Below are 19,064 nucleotides of genomic sequence, written 5' to 3'. Positions count from 1 at the left end.
ACGCGACCGACAATACGGGGTCCTGTGATGCCGAGCGCGAAATCCAAAGGAATCCACCAATGACTGCTGAAATCAAAATACTGCCAGCGGCGTTGTGGATGTTGGGTGCTATCGGCTCCTTTTCGGCCATGGCCATTGCAGGGCGCGAAGCGGGTCAGACGCTCGATACCTTTGAAATCATGAGCTATCGCAGCTTGGTTGGGGTGATCATCGTGGCCGTGTTGATCACGGTGAAAGGCAACTGGGGCAGCGTCAAGACGGACCGGCTGAGCAGCCATCTGGTGCGAAACCTGGCCCATTTCACCGGTCAGAACCTGTGGTTCTTTGCGGTCACGCTGATCCCCCTGGCCCAGGTTTTTGCGTTGGAGTTCACCTCACCGCTTTGGGTCGTGGTGCTCTCCCCGCTGCTGCTGGGGGAGCGGTTGACGCTGATCCGCGGTCTTTCGGTTATGCTCGGGTTCATGGGCATCCTGATTGTTGCGCGCCCCTCTCCTGAAACGCTCAACGCTGGGGTGGTTGCCGCCGCCAGCTGTGCAATCTTTTTTGCACTGACGGTTATTTTCACCAAACGTCTGACCCGCAATGAAGGCATTGCATCGATCCTGTTTTGGCTCACCTCCATGCAGTTGGTCATGGGGCTGGTCATGGCGGGATGGGATGGGGACATCACCCTGCCCAGCCTCGAAATCCTGCCCTTGGTCCTGCTCATTGGGATGGCTGGTCTGGCGGCCCACTTCTGCTTTACCAATGCGCTGTCGATCGCACCGGCTACGGTGGTGGTGCCCTTTGACTTTGCCCGCCTGCCAGTGATCGCCGTGCTGGCCATGGTGATCTACGGCGAGGCCGTGGTGGTTTGGACATTTGTCGGCGCCGGGCTGATCTTTGTGGCCAATTACCTCAACATCCTTGAAGCGGCGGGGCGGATCCGCCTCCCCAAACCCCGTCCCTCCTGAGGGCTGCGGCGTCACAGCAGAATTGACCAAGCCGCCAGAGCCGACTAGCAAGGCCGGACGACAATAGGAAAGACGGGTCAATGCTATATAAGAGTGCACAAGACTGGCGCGCCGCGCCGCAAAAACGCATTTTGTTCTTTGGGATGTCCGGGCTTGGCAAGACCTATATCAGCAATATCCTGCGCAATGCAGGCAGCTGGTTTCACTACTCGATAGATTACCGTATCGGCACCCGCTACATGGGCGAATTTATCGCCGACAATGCCAAGTCCGAAGCGATGAAAAACCCATTTCTGCGGGACCTGCTGCTGTCAGACTCGATCTACATTGGCTCCAATATCACCTTTGAGAACCTGAACCCGGTTTCCTCCTATCTGGGCAAACCCGGCGACCCTGCCAAGGGCGGCTTGGCTATGGCTGAATATCGGCGTCGTCAGGATCAGTTCCGCAAGGCCGAAATCAACGCCCTGCTGGACACCCAGTATTTTGCCGACCGCGCGACCCGGCTGTATGGCTACCCCAATTTCATCTGCGACACCGGCGGGTCGATCTGCGAATGGGTAGATGCGGATGATCCCAAGGATCCTGTGCTGACTGCGCTTTCCCAACAGTGCCTTTTGGTCTGGATCAAAGGCGATGACGCCCATACCGAAGAGCTGATCCGCCGTTTTGACCGCGCTCCAAAACCGATGTCCTATCAACCGGAGTTCCTGCAACGGACCTGGGAAGACTATCTCAACCAAATGGGCCTATCAGAAGGGGATGTCGACCCTGACGCCTTTATTCGCTGGACCTATGCCCAAGCCCTGGCCCATCGCCAGCCGCGCTATGCGGCGATGGCAAAAAACTGGGGCGTTACCGTCACCGCGGATCAAATCTCTGCGATCAAAACCGAAGCTGATTTCAATGAGTTGATCGCCCAAACACTTGAGCCCTAAGCCAAACCTGCCTATCTACCAGTACTTCGTACCACTGCCCCCAAAACCGAGGACCTGACATGCCTATCAAGATCCCTTCTGACCTGCCCGCCTTTGACGTTCTGACGAACGAAGGCGTCATGGTCATGTCGCCGGATCAAGCGGCACGCCAGGATATTCGCCCCCTGCGCATTGGTCTGCTGAATTTGATGCCAAAAAAGATTCAGACCGAAAACCAGTTTGCCCGTCTGATTGGCGCCACCCCCTTGCAAATCGACCTCACCTTGATCCGCATGACCGAGCATCAGGCGCGGAACACAGCGGCCGAACACATGGAGGAGTTTTACCGCTCCTTCCAGGAGGTGAAGGACCAAAGGTTTGACGGGGTGCTGATCACCGGCGCGCCGATTGAACATCTGCCGTTCCAAGATGTCACCTACTGGGACGAGCTCTGCGAGGTTTTTGACTGGACGCAAACAAACGTGCACTCGACCTTTGGCGTCTGCTGGGGCGGCATGGCGATGATCAACTATTTCCACGGCGTCAAAAAGCACATCTTGGATCACAAGGCCTTTGGCTGCTTTCGCCATCAGAACCTTGCGGCCTCCTCGCCCTATCTGCGTGGGTTTTCGGATGACTGTGTGATCCCGGTTTCCCGCTGGACAGAAATTCGCCAGGATGAAATCGACGCGGCCCCCGGCCTGACAACCCTGCTGGGCAGCGAAGAGGCTGGCCCCTGCCTGGTGCAGGACCCAGCGCATCGGGCGCTGTATATTTTCAACCATTTTGAATATGACAGCGACACCCTGAAACAGGAATATGATCGCGACATCGCCACTGGCACGGCAATCAACGTGCCGCAAAACTACTACCCTAATGATGACCCCAGCCAGCCGCCGCAGAACCGCTGGCGCAGCCATGCGCATCTGCTTTATGGCAACTGGATCAATGAGATCTACCAGTCCACGCCCTTTGACATGGCGCATATCGGACGCTAGGGGTCAGCCACATACATGAGGGGCAGCCCGCGAAAATAGCCTGTGCGGCGCCCCTTTTGTAACTGCAGGCCTGTCGCCTTTCCCCTCCTTGGGACTGGATATTGCCTGGGCGGAGCTTTGATCGGAGTGAAAGCGATTCACATCCCCCCCAGTTTTGCCCTATAAAGGCCTGACCAAAGAGGAGTTTTCCAATGAAACTGCCATTTGACGGCGCCATCAGCAGCTACTTCAAAAGCAAAGCTCCCAAAGCCCTGGCCAACTGTATCAAAGACAGTGACAAAAGCGACATTCTGGCGCCGAACTTCCCCTATTCCGAGCGCATGCGGCGCAAGGATTATGAGAAAGAAATCAAATCCTTGCAGGTCGAACTGGTCAAGTTGCAGGCCTGGGTCAAAGACAGCGGTGCGCGGATCGCCATTGTTTTTGAGGGCCGCGATGCGGCTGGCAAAGGGGGCACGATCAAACGGTTTCGCGAGAACCTCAACCCAAGGGGCGCCCGCGTTGTCGCCCTGTCCAAACCCAGCGAGCCAGAACAAACCCAGTGGTATTTCCAGCGCTACGTCGATCACCTGCCCTCTGGCGGTGAAATCACGTTTTTTGACCGCAGCTGGTACAATCGCGGCGTTGTCGAACATGTGTTTGGCTTTTGCACCCCAGAGCAGCGCGAGCGGTTCTTTCGTCAGGTAGGCGGTTTTGAAGAGGCCCTGGTTGATGACGGGATTATCCTGTTCAAATTCTGGCTGAACGTCAGCCGCCCCGAACAGTTGCGTCGCTTTCTGGCCCGCGAAAGCGATCCGTTGAAGCAATGGAAGCTGAGCCCGATTGATGTGGAAGGGCTAGAAAAATGGGACGACTATTCCGCCGCCATCGAAGAAACCCTCAGCAAAAGCCATAGCGCCCATGCTCCCTGGTGTGTGATCCGCTCTGATGACAAACGGCGCGCCCGTCTTTCGGCCATTCGCACCGTATTGCATGCTATTGATTATAAGAACAAAGATGAAAAAGCCATCGGAGCGGTGAACAAAGACATCTGCATCGGACCGGAAAATTGGGATGTCTAAACGCGGCTATCATCACGGCAATCTACGGCAAGCTCTGGTTGAGGCAGCCCTGCGTCTGATCGAGATGAAAGGCCCTACGGGCTTTACGCTCTCCGAGGCTGCAAAACAGACCGGGGTAACCCCTGCCGCCGTTTACCGCCACTTTGAAGGCCGCGAAGATCTGATTGCAGAGGCTGCGCGTCAGGGTTTTTTGATGTTTGCCGACCTGATGCAGCATGCCTATGATAAATATCAGCCCTCACCTCTGGCCGCCTTTGAGGCCACAGGCCGTGCCTATCTCGCCTTTGCGCGCAAACACCCCGGCCATTACATCGCCATGTTCGAAAGCGGCATCGCCAGCAACCGCACTCCGGAACTGGCCGAGGCGGCCCATCGCGCCCGTAACATTCTGGAACGCGCCGCAGATGATCTGAGCCAACAAATTCCCGCGGACAAACGTCCCCCTGCCTCGATGTTTTCCGCCCATATCCTGGCAATGAGCCACGGTGTAGTCGAGCTCTATGCCCGCAACACTCCAGGCGCGACCTCGCCCTTTCCGCCAGAAGATTTGCTGGAAACCGGCATCGGCATCTATCTGCGTGGCCTGGGTCTGATTGAGCCGGACAGCTGACGCTGCAAAAGGCGTCGCCGCACAGAAAAAGGCCCCAAAGAATTCAGGGCTCTTCTCGACCGTCTTTCAGAGATTTCGCAGCTCAGGCGGCGGCTTCATCCCCTTCAAAGACAACCAAGTCCCTGACGATCGTTTTCAGCTCAGCAACCAGCTCTAGCGTCGGCACTGTCGACAAAAGCGGCGCCATGCCCTCGATGAGTTCCTCGGGCAGGTTCCACCAGGCAAGATCCTGAAGCGCCGCAATCATGTCATCGTCAAAACGTTTGCGCTGGAAGGTCGCCGGATTGCCGCCCCAGATCTCAAAGGGACCAATATCCTTAAAAACAGTGGCGTTGGCCGCAATGACCGCACCGTCAGCGATCTTCACTCCCGGCATGATGGTCGCGCCGTGGCCGATCCAGACATCATTGCCGATGATGACATCCATGTCTCTCTGATTTTCCTCAGGGACATGCTCATCCTGAAAAATCTGTTCCACAGGGAAGCTGGCAATGCGGTTAATCTTGTGCTGCCCCCCAAGGATGATTTTCACCTCTTCCGCAATGGAGCAAAATGAACCGATCGCAACATTGGTCCCTTCCCCTGTATTATGGAAAGTGATGTCGTCGCAGCCCAGGGTGAAACGCCCAATGACTGCTTTGCCGTTGCCAATCGGCGTTTCTGTGATCATTGATTCATTCAATGCTGGTTTCTCCCCTAATTGTACCCGTTCTGGGCATGGCTCACATTAGCGGCAAAATGTTTGAAAACTGTTTAAGTCGCTTATCGCCAACCCCACCGACGAGACGCGGGCGCGCAACTGGCGCAAGACCTTGGCCTGGCTAAACAGCGGCCTGGATGAACAGCTTTTGCAAAACCGCCCCAAACAGGTTGAGTCCCATGGGGTAAACAATTCACAAAAGAAAAAGGGCCGCCCGAAGGCAGCCCCCAAAACCACATATGTGGTGAATTTAACGCTTGGAGAACTGGAAGGAACGACGCGCTTTGCGGCGGCCAAACTTCTTACGTTCAACAACACGGCTGTCGCGTGTCAGGAAGCCAGCGGCTTTCAGAGCGCCGCGCAGGGCGGGATCATAAAGCTGCAGCGCCTTGGAAACACCGTGCTTAACCGCACCGGCCTGACCGGAAAGACCGCCACCTTTGACCGTCGCGTAGACGTCAAACTGGTCTTCGACACCGGCAACCGTGAACGGCTGGCGCAGGATCATCTGCAGAACCGGGCGGGCGAAGTAGGCTTTCATTTCCTTGCCGTTCACCACAACCTTGCCGGAGCCAGGCTTGATCCAGACGCGGGCAACCGCATCTTTACGCTTACCAGTGGCATAGGCACGGCCCAGTTCGTCACGAACGGGTTCACGGGCGATGATGTCTTCGGCGACAACCTCAACGCCAGCAACGGCGCTCAGCTCTTCGAGAGTGTTGATCTGATCAGTCATCGATATCAGCTCCGCGTGTTTTTCTTGTTCATGGACTTCACGTCCAGAACTTCAGGCGCCTGGGCTTCATGCCCATGTTCGGTGCCAGCATAGATGCGCAGGTTGGTCATCTGCTGACGCGACAGGCGGTTGCCTGGCAGCATGCGTTTGACCGCCTGATAGACAACACGCTCGGGGTGCTTGCCTTCCAGGATTTCCTGCTTGGTGCGGGATTTGATGCCACCGGGGTGACCGGTGTGCCAGTAGAAGTGCTCGTCGCGCTTCTTGCCTGTCATCTGGATTTTCTCGGCATTGATCACGATGACGTTGTCACCCATGTCCATATGCGGAGTGAAGGTTGCTTTGTGCTTACCACGCAGGCGCATGGCAATGATCGATGCGAGACGGCCCAGCACGACGCCTTCGGCGTCAATGATGATCCATTTCTTGTCGATATCTGCCGGTGTAGCAGAGAAGGTTTTCATGGCAGGTCAATCCTGTTTGTCGTGACGACGCAGAACAAAGGTCCAGCGCCCGATTTGATGGACAGGGTTTACGGAGTTCCCCGACCTGCGTCAATGCCAACAAACATGTTTAAAGTGTTTGTTTTCAGTATCTTAAAAAATAGGTATAATAATACCCCAAAGCATAAGACTGAACTTTCCGGCTGATCAGTCCCACCCGTGACATTTGCACACCATCGCCCCCCCCTATGTCCCCAAGAAGTGTTCTTCCGTCCTCAAAAGAGATTACACAAGACCAACACAACTCAAAGGTTACACATGAGACTTTCAACACTCCTGATTTACCCACTCGCCTTTATTGTCACTGCTTGCACGCAAGGCGTTCCGGTTAAACAGTCCCCTATCACCGTCTCGCTCAAAAATAACACAGCTGCTGATCGAGTCGTTGGCTACACCAAACCGGTAATCCGGACATTTGTTCCAACAGAGACCTCGCAAGAACTTCAAAACCAATACGAATCCAACCCCAACTCCAGACCCGGCGGTGTGCAACGCACGGAAATTACTGGCGCCACCTGTACTATTGATACCGCAGAATTCTCGGCGCAGTTTCAAACCCCGGCTATTGTTCATCTACCTAAATTCCACGGCAAACCTTCCCAGCTCAGAATGACCTGTAAAACACCGGAACTTTCGACACGTTATACCCACGACCCAACGCTTGATGGGGTTGTTGTTGTGGAGACCTCAGTTGCCGGGCTTATCGCCGCAGCGGTCATGACTGGCATTCTCGCAAGCAAAGACAATTGGTCCTATAGCACCGGCGAATCCAACGTTTGGATCGATCTCGCAGAGAAGTAATACATAGCCCCGCCCGACAGATTATCACACGCTGATCTGTTCGGGCGGGTTGTCCAACAAGGCGCGCAACCGCTGCATGGCCTCTTCGAACCGCTTAAGACTGACATGGCCATTGACGCAGATGCGCACCGCGTTGGGCGCGCGTCCATCACGCAGGGCAAATTCATCTGCCGACCGGATTTGAACCCCCTTGGCCTCGGCTGCGCGGGTAAAGGCGGCTGAACGCCAGCCTGCCGGGAGTTTCAGCCACAAAAACGGCACCTCATCGTTCCAGACCAGTTCAAAACCGCCCAGTGCATTCACTGCAACCCGGACATATTTGGCCATCTCCCGGCGCACCTCGCGCGCCAGCTCCTTGGTGCGGGGGTCTGACAGCAGGATCCGGGTGACTTCCGCCAGTGGCTGGGCCAGACCAAAATAGCTATATTCCGCAGCCCGGCGCAGATCCTGCGACCGCCCCGTGGGGGCCAGCGCAAAGCCAACCCGCAGCGCCGGTGTCAGGTTCTTGGATATCGAAAACACATGCCAGGTCATATCCGGTGCCAGTGCGCGGTAACTTGGCGCCTTGGCCTCTCCCATCCGGTAGCAATCATCCTCGACGATCTGCACCCCATGGCGCCGCGCGACTTCGACGATTTCTTGCCGCCGTTTCAGGGGGGTGAACAGGCCAGTCGGATTGTGCACTTCTGGACTGGTACAAAGTACCTGCGCGCCAGATTTGCGAATCGCTAGCTCTAACGAGTCTGGTACAATTCCCTGTTCATCCATGGCGACACCCAGGACTTTGGCCCGCAACAGCTCTGCGGCCCGGCGGAATCCTGCATAGGACAGATCCTCCACCAGGATCACCGGCTGCGGGTCCCGCAGCACTGTCTGCAACACTGTCAGGATACCATTTTGCCCCCCATGGGTCAGAACCACATCCGCCTCCCCCAATGGCCCCAGTGCCTGCCCCTCCAGCCAATGCACCACGGCCTGTCGCACCGGCAGATAGGCATCCCGTGTGGGATAGTTCAAGAACAGCAAAGGGTCGCCTCTGGAGACTTGCTCCATCGCCTGGCGCAGGGCGGAAACCTGCCCAACATCCACCATACGCGGGCTAAACAGACTGACGTGATGGGGATCTCTGGCTTCTTGCAGGTGCAGCTCGCGGGACCAGACATCGTCCAGAACGCGGCTTTGCTTTTCCGCAACAAAGGTGCCGCGCCCAACCTCCGCCTGCAACAAACCCTCATCCGTCAAGAGCGTATAGGCCCGCGCAACAGTGCCGGGTGTGATCCTCAGCTGGTAGGCCAATTCCCGCACCGGTGGCAGCTTTGTGCCGCATTGCAAAACGCCATCATCAACCGCCGTGCGGATGGTATCCGCGACCCGCTGGTATTTCGGCCCGGATTTACCTTCGAGGTCCGGCGACCAAATTGTACCCATTACAATCCATCCTTAGACAGCCAGTTTTATTCATTGTATCAAATTTACATAACAGACAATTGGGATTGTATCAACACAATAAAGGAAACGACCATGACAACTTCTGCAACCCAGAGCCCATCGCACACCTCCTACCTGAACAGCCGCCCTGCCCTGCCAGTGCTGGCACAGGCGGCCGTTGCTTTTGCAGTTCTCGTCACCAAATGGTCGATCCGTCACACCACGCGAAAAGAGCTGCGCCATCTTAGCGCAGAGCAACTGAATGACATTGGGATTTCCCGCGAGGAAGCTCATTATCAAGGAACTCTTCCGTTCTGGCGCCCTTGATCCCCTGGGCAAAGGAACCAACTGATGGCCGGGGCTTGTCCCCGGCCCTTTTTATTTATTACCCCCTCTAAATCTTACCTCCGCCCCCACCTTTTTTAGCCCGCGCCCTGCACGCCACTTTAGCCGCCTTTCGAGCAAGCCTGCCAACTGCGGTTGGCTTGCAGCCTGGCTATGGCCCATGCTAGGGAGGGCCACGTTTTGTTGGGGACAGCCCCAACCCTATCCCCGATCTTGTTGCACTGGCGGTCCGCCTTCCCAACAAGACGCCGGTCAAGACCAGAGGTGTACTTTGGATCACTCGGATTGCTCTGCACGGCCTCCCAAACTCCTCTGGGGGCAAACGTGAGTGACACCACGGACCACCTGCCCGCAGTGTCAAAGCCAGCCCCGTCGCATAGTCCCCCGACCACCGCTGATCGCCCGCGCAAAGCCACTGCTGCAAGCCTGGACGCCCTGACGCGGGCCGATCGCACAGATCACTTTATCCGCCGGGACAATAGGGTCTTTGCCGGCACCCATCTCATCATCGAGGTGATGGAAGCGACCGGGCTGGACTGCGAACAGCGCATTCAAGACGCCTTTCGCCGGGCGGCCACCCTATGTGGCGCAACCCTGCTGCATATCCATACTCACAAATTCTCTCCCCAGGGCGTTTCCGGCGTCGCGGTGCTCGGAGAAAGTCACATCACCGTCCACACCTGGCCAGAGATCGGCTACGGCGCCTTCGATGTGTTCATGTGCGGCGATGCCGAGCCATGGAAGGCGGTTGAGGTGTTCAAAGACGCCTTTGACACCGATGAGGTCGCAGTGCGGGAGCTGTTGCGCGGCGCCGAACTGCTGTCAGATCCGGGCGCTTAATGCGCCCAGGTGTTTGCCACCAGCACCACCTGCTGCCGCGCGCCGCAGGCCCTAGGCATCCAAGGCAATACGATCACAGATAATACGTGGATTGCGGCGCCCCCAATCTGTAAAGAGATCGGCCATGATGGTGCCGCTGAGCTGCTCAAGCCTCTGAGATCCGATCTCTCGCCCGCCCTGTTGACCAAAGGCAACCACCTCATCACTGATTGCAACCTCGGGCAGCTCCGTCACATCTACCACGATGGTATTCATCGAAATTGCCCCCATCACCGGGCAGCTCTGCCCCCGGATCAGCACTTCGGCACCCTCAGCCCCCTGGGCGCTTTGGGCAAACCGACGGCTGTAGCCATTGGCATATCCCAAAGCAACGCTGGCAAGGCGCCTGTCACGGTGCAGAACTGCGGTTCGATCATAGCCGATTGTGCTGCCCTTGGGGTAGGATCCTACGCTGATCACCTGGGATTTCAGCGTCAATGCGGGATGGAACGCCGGGCTGGGACCGGCGATGCCAAACAGGATGGCTCCACAACGCATCATATCCACCTGCGGATCCAATCCGGAAACCAGGGTCAACGTGCTGCCGGCGTGAATCATAACGTCCTGACGCCGCAGGTCACTGTTGGCAAAGATCCAGGCGATATCCCGTTGAAACCTTGCAATATTTTTCACCAGCTCATCACTGTGATTAGACGGAAAATGAGTGCAAAGCCCGACGATCTTCCCCGCTCCCAGTTTCAAAATATTGCCACAGGCTTGCCGTCCCTGCGGTGTCGACAGCTCTACGCCATCGCGCGACATCCCATTGGCATTCAGTGAGATATGCAGCTTTGGCAGCGGCTTCTCTCCCAGCCTGCCCCGAATTGCTAGTAGAGCCTCCTCTGAACCCACCAGCTCTTGGACATCCTCTCCCAAGGCGCTTTTGACCTCATCCGGTGTGGCGGTGCGCAGACGCAGGATTGCGCCGGTGAAACCAGCCGCCCGCACCGCGCGGGCCTCGCCGTTGGAGGAAATCCCGATATGGCTCACCCCCTGGGCCATCAACACAGGCACCACGTTTTCAATGCCATGCCCATAGGCATCCGCTTTGATTACGGCACAAAGCCGGGTCCGCGCAGGCAGCCGGTCCAGGGTGTGGCGCAGGTTCTGCGAAATCTGCGCCGGGGAAATCTCGCACCAGGCGCTTTCGTTTGTGTGATCCGTCATGGGGGTCAGTTGCCAGAGATGTTTGGCTGGGCATGTGCATCGCCCTGCCTGCCCAACAACTGGTCGACAATTTCAACCAACAGGGCCACGCCGGTAGGGGTTAAGCCATCTGGATAGTCATAATTGGGATTGTGCAACTGTGGCTGGGCTTCGCCCGATCCGATGAACACCATCGCCGCCTTGGCGCCATCCAGACCAAAACGGCCAAAGTCTTCCGACCAACGCATCGGCTGGCCCATGGAATGTGTTGACAGGCCAAGGGCGGCGGCGGCGGTGCTGGCGATTGTGAGAGCCCTGTCGTCATTTACGGTGGCCAAAAACACATCGTGCCAGGTCACAGTGGCGGACACAGTGGCGGACACATGTTCGGCCCGCCCCCCGACCTGCTGCGCAGCCTTTGCCAGGGCGCGCGCCAGCTGCGCCTCAGCTTCCTGGACCAGACGGTCCATGCGCGCATCGGTCTGGCTGCGCAGGGTCATGCGCAGCTCTCCGGCCCCCGGCGCGATGCCAAAACTGGCCTCGCCAAGCTGCGCATGGGTCAAGGTGGCAAGGGCAAAGTCAGCCCCCATATCGCCACCCGGGCCCAGCACTGGCAGGCTCTGCATCAGATCTGCGATCACCCCTGCGGGCGAGACCCCGTCTTCGGGCGCTGCCGCATGGGAGGTTTTGCCGCCAAAGCGGATCTTCATCCCACGGGAGGCACAGTTACTTACCCCTGGACACAGACCAATCTCACCCAAAGGACGACCCGGAACATTATGATAAGCAAAGGCAAAGTCAGGTCGCAACTCAGGCCAGCGCGGATCATTGATCACCGCGGCAGCCCCGGCGCCGGTTTCTTCTGCGGGTTGGAATAACAGGATCACCCGGCCCGTGGCAGGACGTGTTTTTAGCGCCAGCGCCACCCCCAGCACCATCACCATGTGGCCGTCGTGGCCGCACAGATGCCCCTTGCCCTCGATCTGCGAGCGATAGGGGGCCTGCGAGATTTCAGGGATCGGCAAAGCGTCCAGCTCGCAGCGGATCAGGACTGTCGGCCCGTCCTGCTGCCCGCAAAATTCAGCCGCAACGCCATGACCGCCAAGCCCGGTCCAGACCCGGTCCGCCCCGGCGCGCGTCAGCTCCTGGGTGATACGCGCCGCGGTTTCCACCTCCTCGCCCGAGATCTCGGGGCTTTGGTGCAGCGTCTGGCGCAGGGATTGCAGATAGGCCAACTGGGTGTTGGTGAGTACGGCTGTCATATCGGCTTCTTTCCTTTTCGCCCCCCCGTGTGGGGGGGCGTTTTCGTCAGGTGGCGGTTTGATAGCCTGTCAGGCAGCGGGTCAGGTTTTCCCCCAGACTGTCGCTCAGGTATCCGCCCTCCTGGACAAACAGCACCGGCAGGCCCAGCTTTGCAAAGGCCGCACCAATACGAGAGAACCCTTCTTTGGTCACCGCAAGCCCCTGAAACGGATCATCAATCGAAGCATCAAGCCCCAGGGCCACGACGACAACGTCGGCACCAAACAGGGTCACCCGTTCCAGCGCCACATCAAGCGCCTTGAGAAAGCCCGCGTCATCGGTGCCGCGCGCCAGGGGCAGGTTCAGGTTATAGCCCAACCCTGCGCCTTCACCGCGCTCCTGGGCGTGGCCCCAGAAAAACGGGTAAAACCGCTCGGGGTCGGCATGAAGGGAGACGGTCAACACATCGTCGCGATTGTAGAATATGCCTTGGGTGCCATTGCCGTGATGCACATCCACATCAACAATCGCCGGACGTAGCCCGGCTGCGGCCAGCCGTTGGGCGGCAATGCCGGAGTTGTTCAGAAAACAAAAGCCCCCGGCCATATCGGCAAAGGCGTGATGCCCAGGGGGACGCGCCAGTACATAGGCGGACTGGCCGCCCTCACGCAGGTAATCAGCGCCTGAAATCGCCGACTGCGCCGACCAGTAGGAGGCTTCCCAGGTGCCTTCGGCGATTGGACAGGCGGTATCTGCCTGATGGTAGCCCGACTGGCCGGTGGCCGATTTGGGGTAGCTGTCGCTGCGGTTGGCGGGATGAATATTGGGGATCACCTCTTCGCCTGCGTCTTTGATATATTGCCAACGGCGATAGATATTCTTGAGAAAGGTCAGATATTCGGCCGTATGCACCGCAGCGATCGGGCCAAGACCCGCGTCCTGTGGCTCTGAAAATGTGCAGCCCGCCGCCAAAGCGCCGTTTTGCAGAACCTCAATGCGTTTGGGCTGCTCCGGGTTTGGCTGCGCCTTACCGTTGGCCATAAAATGCTTGGGGTCGTGGTGCCATTGGCGTGCGTCAAAGATCGCTTTCATCTGCCTGTCCTGCCTTTTTGTGTCACTTTAGATCGCGGTGCGGTCAGCACCTTTGAGCCCCAGCATGTCGCGGGCCTCATCAGGGCTTGCCACCTCACGGCCAAGGTCTTCGACGATGCGGCGAATTTTGCGCACCTGTTCTGCGTTGTCCTTGGCCAGAACCCCGCGCGAGATCATCAGACTGTCTTCCAGCCCGACCCGCACATGCCCGCCCATGGCGGCCGCCATGGTGATCAGCGGCATCTGTTGACGCCCCGCTGCCAGCACCGAGAACATGTAATCATCGCCAAACAGCTTGTCGGCGATCACCTTCATATGCATCAGGTTTTCCGGGTCCGTCCCCATGCCGCCCAAAACCCCAAAGACAAACTGAATGAACAGGGGTTTCTGCACCAAACCACGATCGACAAAATGTTTGAGCATATAGAGATGCCCGACGTCGTAGCATTCAAATTCAAACCGGGCGCCGCGCTCGACCCCCAGCTCGGTCAGGATACGGGCAATGTCGCGCGGGGTGTTTTTGAACACCAGATCATCCGAGTTCTCCAGAAAGGGCTGTTCCCAATCGTGTTTCCAGTCGGAAATCCGCGCCGCCGCCGGGTAAAGCGCAAAGTTCATGCTGCCCATATTGAGGCTGCACATCTCTGGTTCGACCCGTTTGGGGGCGGCCAGGCGGTCATCCAGGGTCATCACCGCGCTGCCGCCGGTTGAAAGGTTCAACACCGCATCGCAGGACTGTTTCAACTGCGGCAGGAAGCTCATAAAATCCTCTGCGCGAGCCGAGGGCTGGCCGGTCTGCGGGTTCCGCGCGTGCAGATGCAGGATTGCCGCGCCTGCCTCGGCGGCGCCCTGGGCCTGATCGGAAATTTCCGCAGGGGTCACGGGCAGATAGGGCGACATTGACGGAGTGTGGATAGAGCCGGTGACGGCGCAGGTAATCAATATTTTGCTCATGGGTCAGCCTGCCTTTAGTTCGGCATGGATGTCTTGGCTGAACTGCACCAGGCTGGCATCAAGGCCCTCGATGATCTCGTCGATATGCTCTGCGTTCACGATCAGCGGCGGGCAAACCAGAATGTGATCCCCCTCGGTGCCGTCACGCGTGCGCCGCGAATAGATAATCAGACCCTTTGCATAGGCCAGATCGACAAAGCGCTGATGGGCATTCAACCGCGCCGGAAGCGGCGCCTTGCTGTCCCGGTCAGCCATGAATTCAAAGGCCGTAAGCAGCCCCTTGCCGCGCACATCCCCGATCAATTCATGCTTTTGCATCAATCCGTTGAGCCGCGCCAAAAGGGTCTCTCCCATTTTGGCAGCATTGTCGCACAATCCATTCATTTCCAGGGTATTTACCACCGCCAGTCCGGCGGCGCAGGCCAGAGGGTTGCCGGCATAGGTAAAGCCATGGGCAAAACCGCCCTGCGCCAGGATCGGCGCTACCAGGCGCTCATCGGCGATCACCGCGCCCAGGGGCATGTAACCCGCGCCCAGACCTTTGGACATCACCACAATATCCGGCTGCGCCTGCCAATGATCCGAGCCCAGAAAGCTGCCAGTGCGTCCAGCACCGGTCATCACTTCATCCATGATCAAAAGCACGCCATAGCGGGTGCAGATCTCGCGGATCCGCTCCATATAGCCATTTGGTGGCACCAGCGCACCGGTGGAGGCCCCACCAACAGGCTCAACGATAAAGGCAAGCACGCTTTCGGGACCCTCTGCGAGGATCTTTGCCTCCAGCATATCGGCATAGTAGTGGCCGGTGGCGGGATCCTCGGCGTCCAGCCCGTCCAGATAGGCACGGGGCGCGGGGATTTTGGGCATGTCCTGCATCATCGGCGCAAAGGGCGCGGTCAGCGGGGTATAGCCGGTCAGGGCCAAAGCCCCCAATGTGCAGCCATGATAGCTGGGTGCGCGCGAGATGACCTTCCAGCGGCTGCCCTGTTCACTGGCCAGGGCATATTGCCGGGCCAGCTTGGTGGCGCTTTCCACCGCTTCAGAGCCGCCGGACACAAAGAACACCCGGTTCAGATCCCCCGGCATCAGCCCGGCCAGCTTCTGCGCCAAACGCTCGGAGGCCTCTGTTTCAAAATGCAGCCGATAGCCAAAGGTGGATTTTTCCATCTGGCGGCGCATCGCGGTCAGCACCTCCGGGTTGGAGTGGCCGATATTGCAAACCATCGCCCCAGACGAGCCATCCAGATAGCGCTTGCCATCCTTGTCCCACATGTAAACGCCGCGCGCCTGTTCCAGAACCGGCCTGCGCCCCTGCGCCTGATAAAATAGATTGCTCATTCTTTGCTTTCCAACTCCCTACCGCCTTGTTGCTGAACCCAAACGCCATGGCGCAACAGGACTGCGCCGAAGATGCCGATGGCCGCAAAGCGGGCTTGATAGAACCATGCGAGAGCCACTAGTATAGATCAAATAGATAATTGGAATTCTTGATATAGAGAAGAGCTATGCGGCAAGACGACCCTCACTACGAACCGGAACGGATCGCCCGCGAGCTGGACTGGAACCTGTTGCGCACCTTTGTGGTCCTGGCGGAAAGCCACTCGGTCACCGATGCAGCGAGCCAATTGCGCCTCAAGCAACCATCTGTTTCCACTGCCTTAAAACGGTTAGAAGACCGGGTTGGGCGCAAGTTGATCAACCGCTCTCCTGGCTATTATGCCCTCACCGAAGCGGGACGTTTACTGTACCGTGAGGCGGTGGAAATCAATGGATCGGTGCTGCGGTTATCGACCCTGATGCGCGAAATGACCGATGATGTCCGTGGCCATGTGCGCATTGCCGTGGCCAGTCATGTGGTGAGCCCTTTGATCAATCAGGCCCTCACCGGGTTTCATCGCGACCACCCAAAGGCCAGCCTAAAAATCGAGGTTCTGTCCAGTTCCAAAGCCATCGCAGAGGTCGCCGCAAAACGCGCCTCTTTTGCCATCTGTCTGGTGGGGGACCACAACCCTAATCTGGAATACAGGCGCATGTTCCGCGAATATTTTGGCCTGTTCTGCGGCCCGCCGCATCCGCTTTTTGGCCGCAAGGATCTCACGTCGGCAGATTTGGAAGGCCATTCCTCGGTCAGTTTTGAAACCGATCGGTTGCAGGATGTCTTGAAACCCATCACCGTGATGCGGGCCCAGGCCGCCCTGGGCCAGAAAATCACCGGCGTTTCAAGCCACCTGGAGGAGGTACGGCGCATGATCGTATCTGGGCTGGGTGTAGGCCCCTTGCCGATCCATGTGGCCGAACGCGACGTGCAGGACGGGCAGCTGTGGCAGGTGCCCCCCTATGAGGATCTGCCGCCGATCGACGTCTATCTGGTCTGGAGCGAAGGAGCGACCAAGAACCGGGCAGAGCAAATCCTGCTCGACCGGCTGATCGCGGCAATCGACGAGACTCCGATAGAGCAGCGCAGCTATCGCTAGGCGTGCTGCCCTGCCAGATGCTTGCGCAGGAAGTTCTGGGTCCGCTCGCTCTTGGGGTTGCGGAAAATCACCTCTGGCGGACCTTCTTCAACCACAACGCCTTGATCCATAAACAAAACGCGATCACACACGCTTTCGGCAAAGCCCATTTCATGGGTGACAATGATCATGGTCATGTGCTCCTCTGCGAGCTGCTTCATCACCAGGTTCACCTCTTCCACCAGCTCAGGGTCCAAGGCCGATGTGGCCTCGTCAAACAGCATGACCTTGGGCTTCATCGCCAGGGCACGGGCAATGGCCACCCGCTGTTTCTGGCCGCCTGACAGCTGCGAGGGGTAATAGTCGATACGTTCAATCATGCCCACCTTGGTCAGCTGCTCCTCGGCCAGGGCGTTGGCCTCAGCGTCGGACAGACCTTTGAGCATCTTCGGCGCCAGGGTCACATTTTCGCGCACCTTCAGGTGCGGAAACAGGTTGAAGTGCTGGAAAACCATGCCGATTTCCTGGCGCACCTTATTGATATGGCGTTCGTACTGACCATGGGGCAGATCCATATTGATCTGCTTGTCCTCCAGCCAGATCTCCCCGCCGGTCAGGGGGTCCAGGTCATTGATCGCCCTCAGCAGGGTGCTTTTGCCAGAGCCTGAGGGGCCAATGATGGCAACGATCTGCCCCCGGTCTACCTGCAGGTTGATGTCTTTCAGCACTTCCAATGTGCCAAAGCTTTTTTTGGCGTGACGAATGTCGATGAAAGGTTTCTGCTCGCTCATGTCTTTCTCCTGCCGGTTCATTTCGAGGCCTGAATGCGGCGTTCAACGCGGCGCAAGACGGCCTCCATGCCGAGGTTGATAATGTAGTAGATTGCCGCCACCAGAACGTAGAATTCAAAGGGCCGGTATGTGCTGCCAATGGCGCGTTGGGCGGACAGGGTCAGTTCAGAAACACCAATCACCGAGACCAGGGCTGAATCCTTCAGAAGTGCGATCATGTTGTTGCCAATCGGCGGGATCACATCGCGCACGGCCTGTGGCACCACCACTTTGCGCAGGGCCTGCATCCGCGACAGGCCCAAGGTCCTGGCGGCTTCGATCTGGCCCTTGTCAACGGCCAGAATACTGGCCTGAAACAGTTCTGAGTTATAGACGGCAAAGTGCAGCCCCAGACCGATCACCCCAGCCACAAATGCAGGCACATCCACACCGATCTGCACCAGACCAAAGTAGATCAGGAACAGCTGCAGCAACAGCGGCGTGCCCAGAAACAGGAAGGAGAAAACCCGAAAGGGCCAACGCACCACGGCAGGGGCATAGAGCGCAATGACCGCAAGCAGAATGCCCCCGAAAAAGCTGACAACTGCAGCGCCAACGGTAATGGCAATGGTCCAGAGCGCCCCCAGCAGGACGATATCGAGGTATTTTGGAATGACGCTAAAATCGAGTCCCATGCGGTATCCTTTCCCCGATCAATTCAGGCGAGCTTTGCGGTCGGCCCAGGTCACGGCCAGCCCGACAACATAAATGATGATCATGTACAAAAGGCCTGCAATCAGGAACATCTCGAAGGGTTTGTAGGTAGAGCCAATATAGCGCTGCGCTGTATAGGTCAGCTCGACCACTGAAATGGCGGCGACCAGCGCGGTGCTTTTGATCAGCGTGTTGAGGTTCACCCCCAGCGGCCGGATCATCAGGCGCATGGCTTGCGGCAGGACCACATTGCGCATCGCTTGCCACTTGCTCATGCCGAGGGTTCGGGCGGCCTCGCCCTGCCCTTTGTCAACCGAGATAATGGCACCGCGCATGGTTTCGGTCATATAGGCGCCGACATTGACGCCGAGGCCAATGACACCCGCCTCAAATGCATCCAGCTGGATACCGATCTGCGGGCCGCCAAAATATAGGATAAACAGCTGGATCAGCGCCGGAGTGCCGCGAAACAGGCTAACATAGGCGGCGCCCAGAAACCGCAACAGCGGGAACCGCGACAGTCGGGCGGCAGTGCCGAGTATGGCGCAGGTCACCCCCAACAGAGCTGTCAACACCGACAGCAATATGGTTATCCAGGCCGCATCCAGAAAGAAGGGAAAGACCCGTTGCATCAAGGCATAATCCACTGGCGTCTGTCTCCTTGAGCCGCGCTTTTCTGTGCCGACCTCTCCAGGGAAAGGCAACGGCATCTAAAACGGCCCCATTCATTGCTCTAATAGAAACCTGAACGGGGCCGCA

General features: G+C 57.9%; 20 protein-coding genes and 1 pseudogene. 9 read left to right on the top strand and 12 right to left on the bottom strand.

The features are described 5' to 3' along the window. The first annotated feature begins 59 nt into the window (after window positions 1–59). From N1037_11300 to N1037_11280, 5 genes are all read left to right on the top strand, one after another. Window positions 60–953 carry a DMT family transporter gene (locus N1037_11300; GenBank protein UWS77878.1) on the top strand — a complete coding sequence of 298 codons (894 nt, stop codon included), beginning with the start codon at window positions 60–62 and terminating at the stop codon, window positions 951–953. Window positions 954–1,033: 80 nt separating this feature from the next. Next, window positions 1,034–1,891 (top strand): ATPase, encoded by an 858-nt coding sequence (locus N1037_11295; protein ID UWS77877.1) that lies wholly within the window; start codon window positions 1,034–1,036, stop codon window positions 1,889–1,891. 59 nt (window positions 1,892–1,950) lie between these two features. Continuing rightward, window positions 1,951–2,868 carry a homoserine O-succinyltransferase gene (gene metA / locus N1037_11290; GenBank protein ID UWS77876.1) on the top strand — a complete coding sequence of 306 codons (918 nt, stop codon included), beginning with the start codon at window positions 1,951–1,953 and terminating at the stop codon, window positions 2,866–2,868. Window positions 2,869–3,059: 191 nt separating this feature from the next. Continuing rightward, the gene (gene ppk2, locus N1037_11285) at window positions 3,060–3,929 is read left to right on the top strand and encodes a polyphosphate kinase 2 (GenBank protein ID UWS77875.1); all 870 of its coding nucleotides are present in this window, start codon (window positions 3,060–3,062) and stop codon (window positions 3,927–3,929) included. Further along, window positions 3,922–4,539 (top strand): TetR/AcrR family transcriptional regulator, encoded by a 618-nt coding sequence (locus N1037_11280; protein UWS77874.1) that lies wholly within the window; start codon window positions 3,922–3,924, stop codon window positions 4,537–4,539. Before ppk2 ends, N1037_11280 begins: the two co-directional genes overlap by 8 nt. An 82-nt stretch (window positions 4,540–4,621) precedes the next feature. Here the strand turns inward: N1037_11280 and N1037_11275 are convergent, their stop codons facing one another. The 3 genes from N1037_11275 to rplM form a co-directional block, all read right to left on the bottom strand. Then, on the bottom strand, window positions 4,622–5,209 hold the full coding sequence (locus N1037_11275; protein UWS77873.1) for a CatB-related O-acetyltransferase: 588 nt from the start codon (window positions 5,207–5,209) through the stop codon (window positions 4,622–4,624). A 280-nt stretch (window positions 5,210–5,489) separates the two neighbouring features. Continuing rightward, on the bottom strand, window positions 5,490–5,975 hold the full coding sequence (gene rpsI / locus N1037_11270; GenBank protein UWS77872.1) for a 30S ribosomal protein S9: 486 nt from the start codon (window positions 5,973–5,975) through the stop codon (window positions 5,490–5,492). 5 nt (window positions 5,976–5,980) lie between these two features. Next, complete coding sequence (gene rplM, locus N1037_11265) at window positions 5,981–6,439, bottom strand: 50S ribosomal protein L13 (protein UWS77871.1); 459 nt, start codon at window positions 6,437–6,439, stop codon at window positions 5,981–5,983. Between the two features lie 297 nt (window positions 6,440–6,736). Between rplM and N1037_11260 the strand changes: the two genes are divergently transcribed. Beyond that, window positions 6,737–7,279: a hypothetical protein gene (locus N1037_11260; protein ID UWS77870.1), complete on the top strand. Its 543-nt coding sequence runs from the start codon at window positions 6,737–6,739 to the stop codon at window positions 7,277–7,279. Window positions 7,280–7,303: 24 nt separating this feature from the next. Here N1037_11260 and N1037_11255 read toward each other — a convergent pair whose 3' ends face one another. Then, a complete protein-coding gene (locus tag N1037_11255; GenBank protein ID UWS77869.1) occupies window positions 7,304–8,707 on the bottom strand; it encodes a PLP-dependent aminotransferase family protein in 1,404 nt (467 codons plus the stop codon). Window positions 8,708–8,800: 93 nt separating this feature from the next. On the opposite strand from N1037_11255, the gene N1037_11250 reads away from it, so the two are divergent. Together N1037_11250 and speD are read left to right on the top strand one after the other, a co-directional pair. Further along, window positions 8,801–9,034 (top strand): DUF1127 domain-containing protein, encoded by a 234-nt coding sequence (locus tag N1037_11250; protein ID UWS77868.1) that lies wholly within the window; start codon window positions 8,801–8,803, stop codon window positions 9,032–9,034. Window positions 9,035–9,502: 468 nt separating this feature from the next. Beyond that, a pseudogene (gene speD / locus N1037_11245) lies at window positions 9,503–9,892 on the top strand (adenosylmethionine decarboxylase). Between the two features lie 51 nt (window positions 9,893–9,943). On the opposite strand, the gene alr reads toward speD, so the two are convergent. The 5 genes from alr to N1037_11220 are packed head-to-tail and all read right to left on the bottom strand — an operon-like array spanning window position 9,944 to window position 15,706. Beyond that, entirely contained in the window at window positions 9,944–11,098 is a 1,155-nt protein-coding gene (gene alr, locus N1037_11240; GenBank protein ID UWS77867.1) for an alanine racemase, read from the bottom strand. Between the two features lie 5 nt (window positions 11,099–11,103). After that, the gene (locus N1037_11235; protein UWS77866.1) at window positions 11,104–12,339 is read right to left on the bottom strand and encodes an amidohydrolase; all 1,236 of its coding nucleotides are present in this window, start codon (window positions 12,337–12,339) and stop codon (window positions 11,104–11,106) included. A gap of 46 nt (window positions 12,340–12,385) precedes the next feature. Beyond that, window positions 12,386–13,411 (bottom strand): histone deacetylase family protein, encoded by a 1,026-nt coding sequence (locus N1037_11230; GenBank protein ID UWS77865.1) that lies wholly within the window; start codon window positions 13,409–13,411, stop codon window positions 12,386–12,388. Window positions 13,412–13,438: 27 nt separating this feature from the next. Beyond that, window positions 13,439–14,365 carry a 3-keto-5-aminohexanoate cleavage protein gene (locus N1037_11225; GenBank protein UWS77864.1) on the bottom strand — a complete coding sequence of 309 codons (927 nt, stop codon included), beginning with the start codon at window positions 14,363–14,365 and terminating at the stop codon, window positions 13,439–13,441. 3 nt (window positions 14,366–14,368) lie between these two features. Next, window positions 14,369–15,706 carry an aspartate aminotransferase family protein gene (locus N1037_11220; GenBank protein ID UWS77863.1) on the bottom strand — a complete coding sequence of 446 codons (1,338 nt, stop codon included), beginning with the start codon at window positions 15,704–15,706 and terminating at the stop codon, window positions 14,369–14,371. Window positions 15,707–15,873: 167 nt separating this feature from the next. Between N1037_11220 and N1037_11215 the strand changes: the two genes are divergently transcribed. After that, window positions 15,874–16,842 (top strand): LysR family transcriptional regulator, encoded by a 969-nt coding sequence (locus tag N1037_11215; protein ID UWS77862.1) that lies wholly within the window; start codon window positions 15,874–15,876, stop codon window positions 16,840–16,842. Here N1037_11215 and N1037_11210 read toward each other — a convergent pair. From N1037_11210 to N1037_11200, 3 genes are read right to left on the bottom strand one after another with little or no spacing between them, the layout of a single operon-like run. Next, window positions 16,839–17,612, bottom strand: coding sequence for an amino acid ABC transporter ATP-binding protein (locus N1037_11210; protein ID UWS77861.1), 774 nt, complete (start codon window positions 17,610–17,612; stop codon window positions 16,839–16,841). The two genes, N1037_11215 and N1037_11210, sit on opposite strands and share 4 nt — an antisense overlap. A 17-nt stretch (window positions 17,613–17,629) precedes the next feature. Then, a complete protein-coding gene (locus N1037_11205) occupies window positions 17,630–18,286 on the bottom strand; it encodes an amino acid ABC transporter permease (GenBank protein UWS77860.1) in 657 nt (218 codons plus the stop codon). Between the two features lie 18 nt (window positions 18,287–18,304). Then, the gene (locus N1037_11200) at window positions 18,305–18,952 is read right to left on the bottom strand and encodes an amino acid ABC transporter permease (GenBank protein UWS77859.1); all 648 of its coding nucleotides are present in this window, start codon (window positions 18,950–18,952) and stop codon (window positions 18,305–18,307) included. Between the last annotated feature and the right edge of the window lie 112 nt (window positions 18,953–19,064).

The organism is Phaeobacter sp. G2 (assembly GCA_025163595.1).
GTDB lineage: Bacteria > Pseudomonadota > Alphaproteobacteria > Rhodobacterales > Rhodobacteraceae > Pseudophaeobacter.
This window is presented reverse-complemented; position numbering and strand designations above follow the sequence as displayed.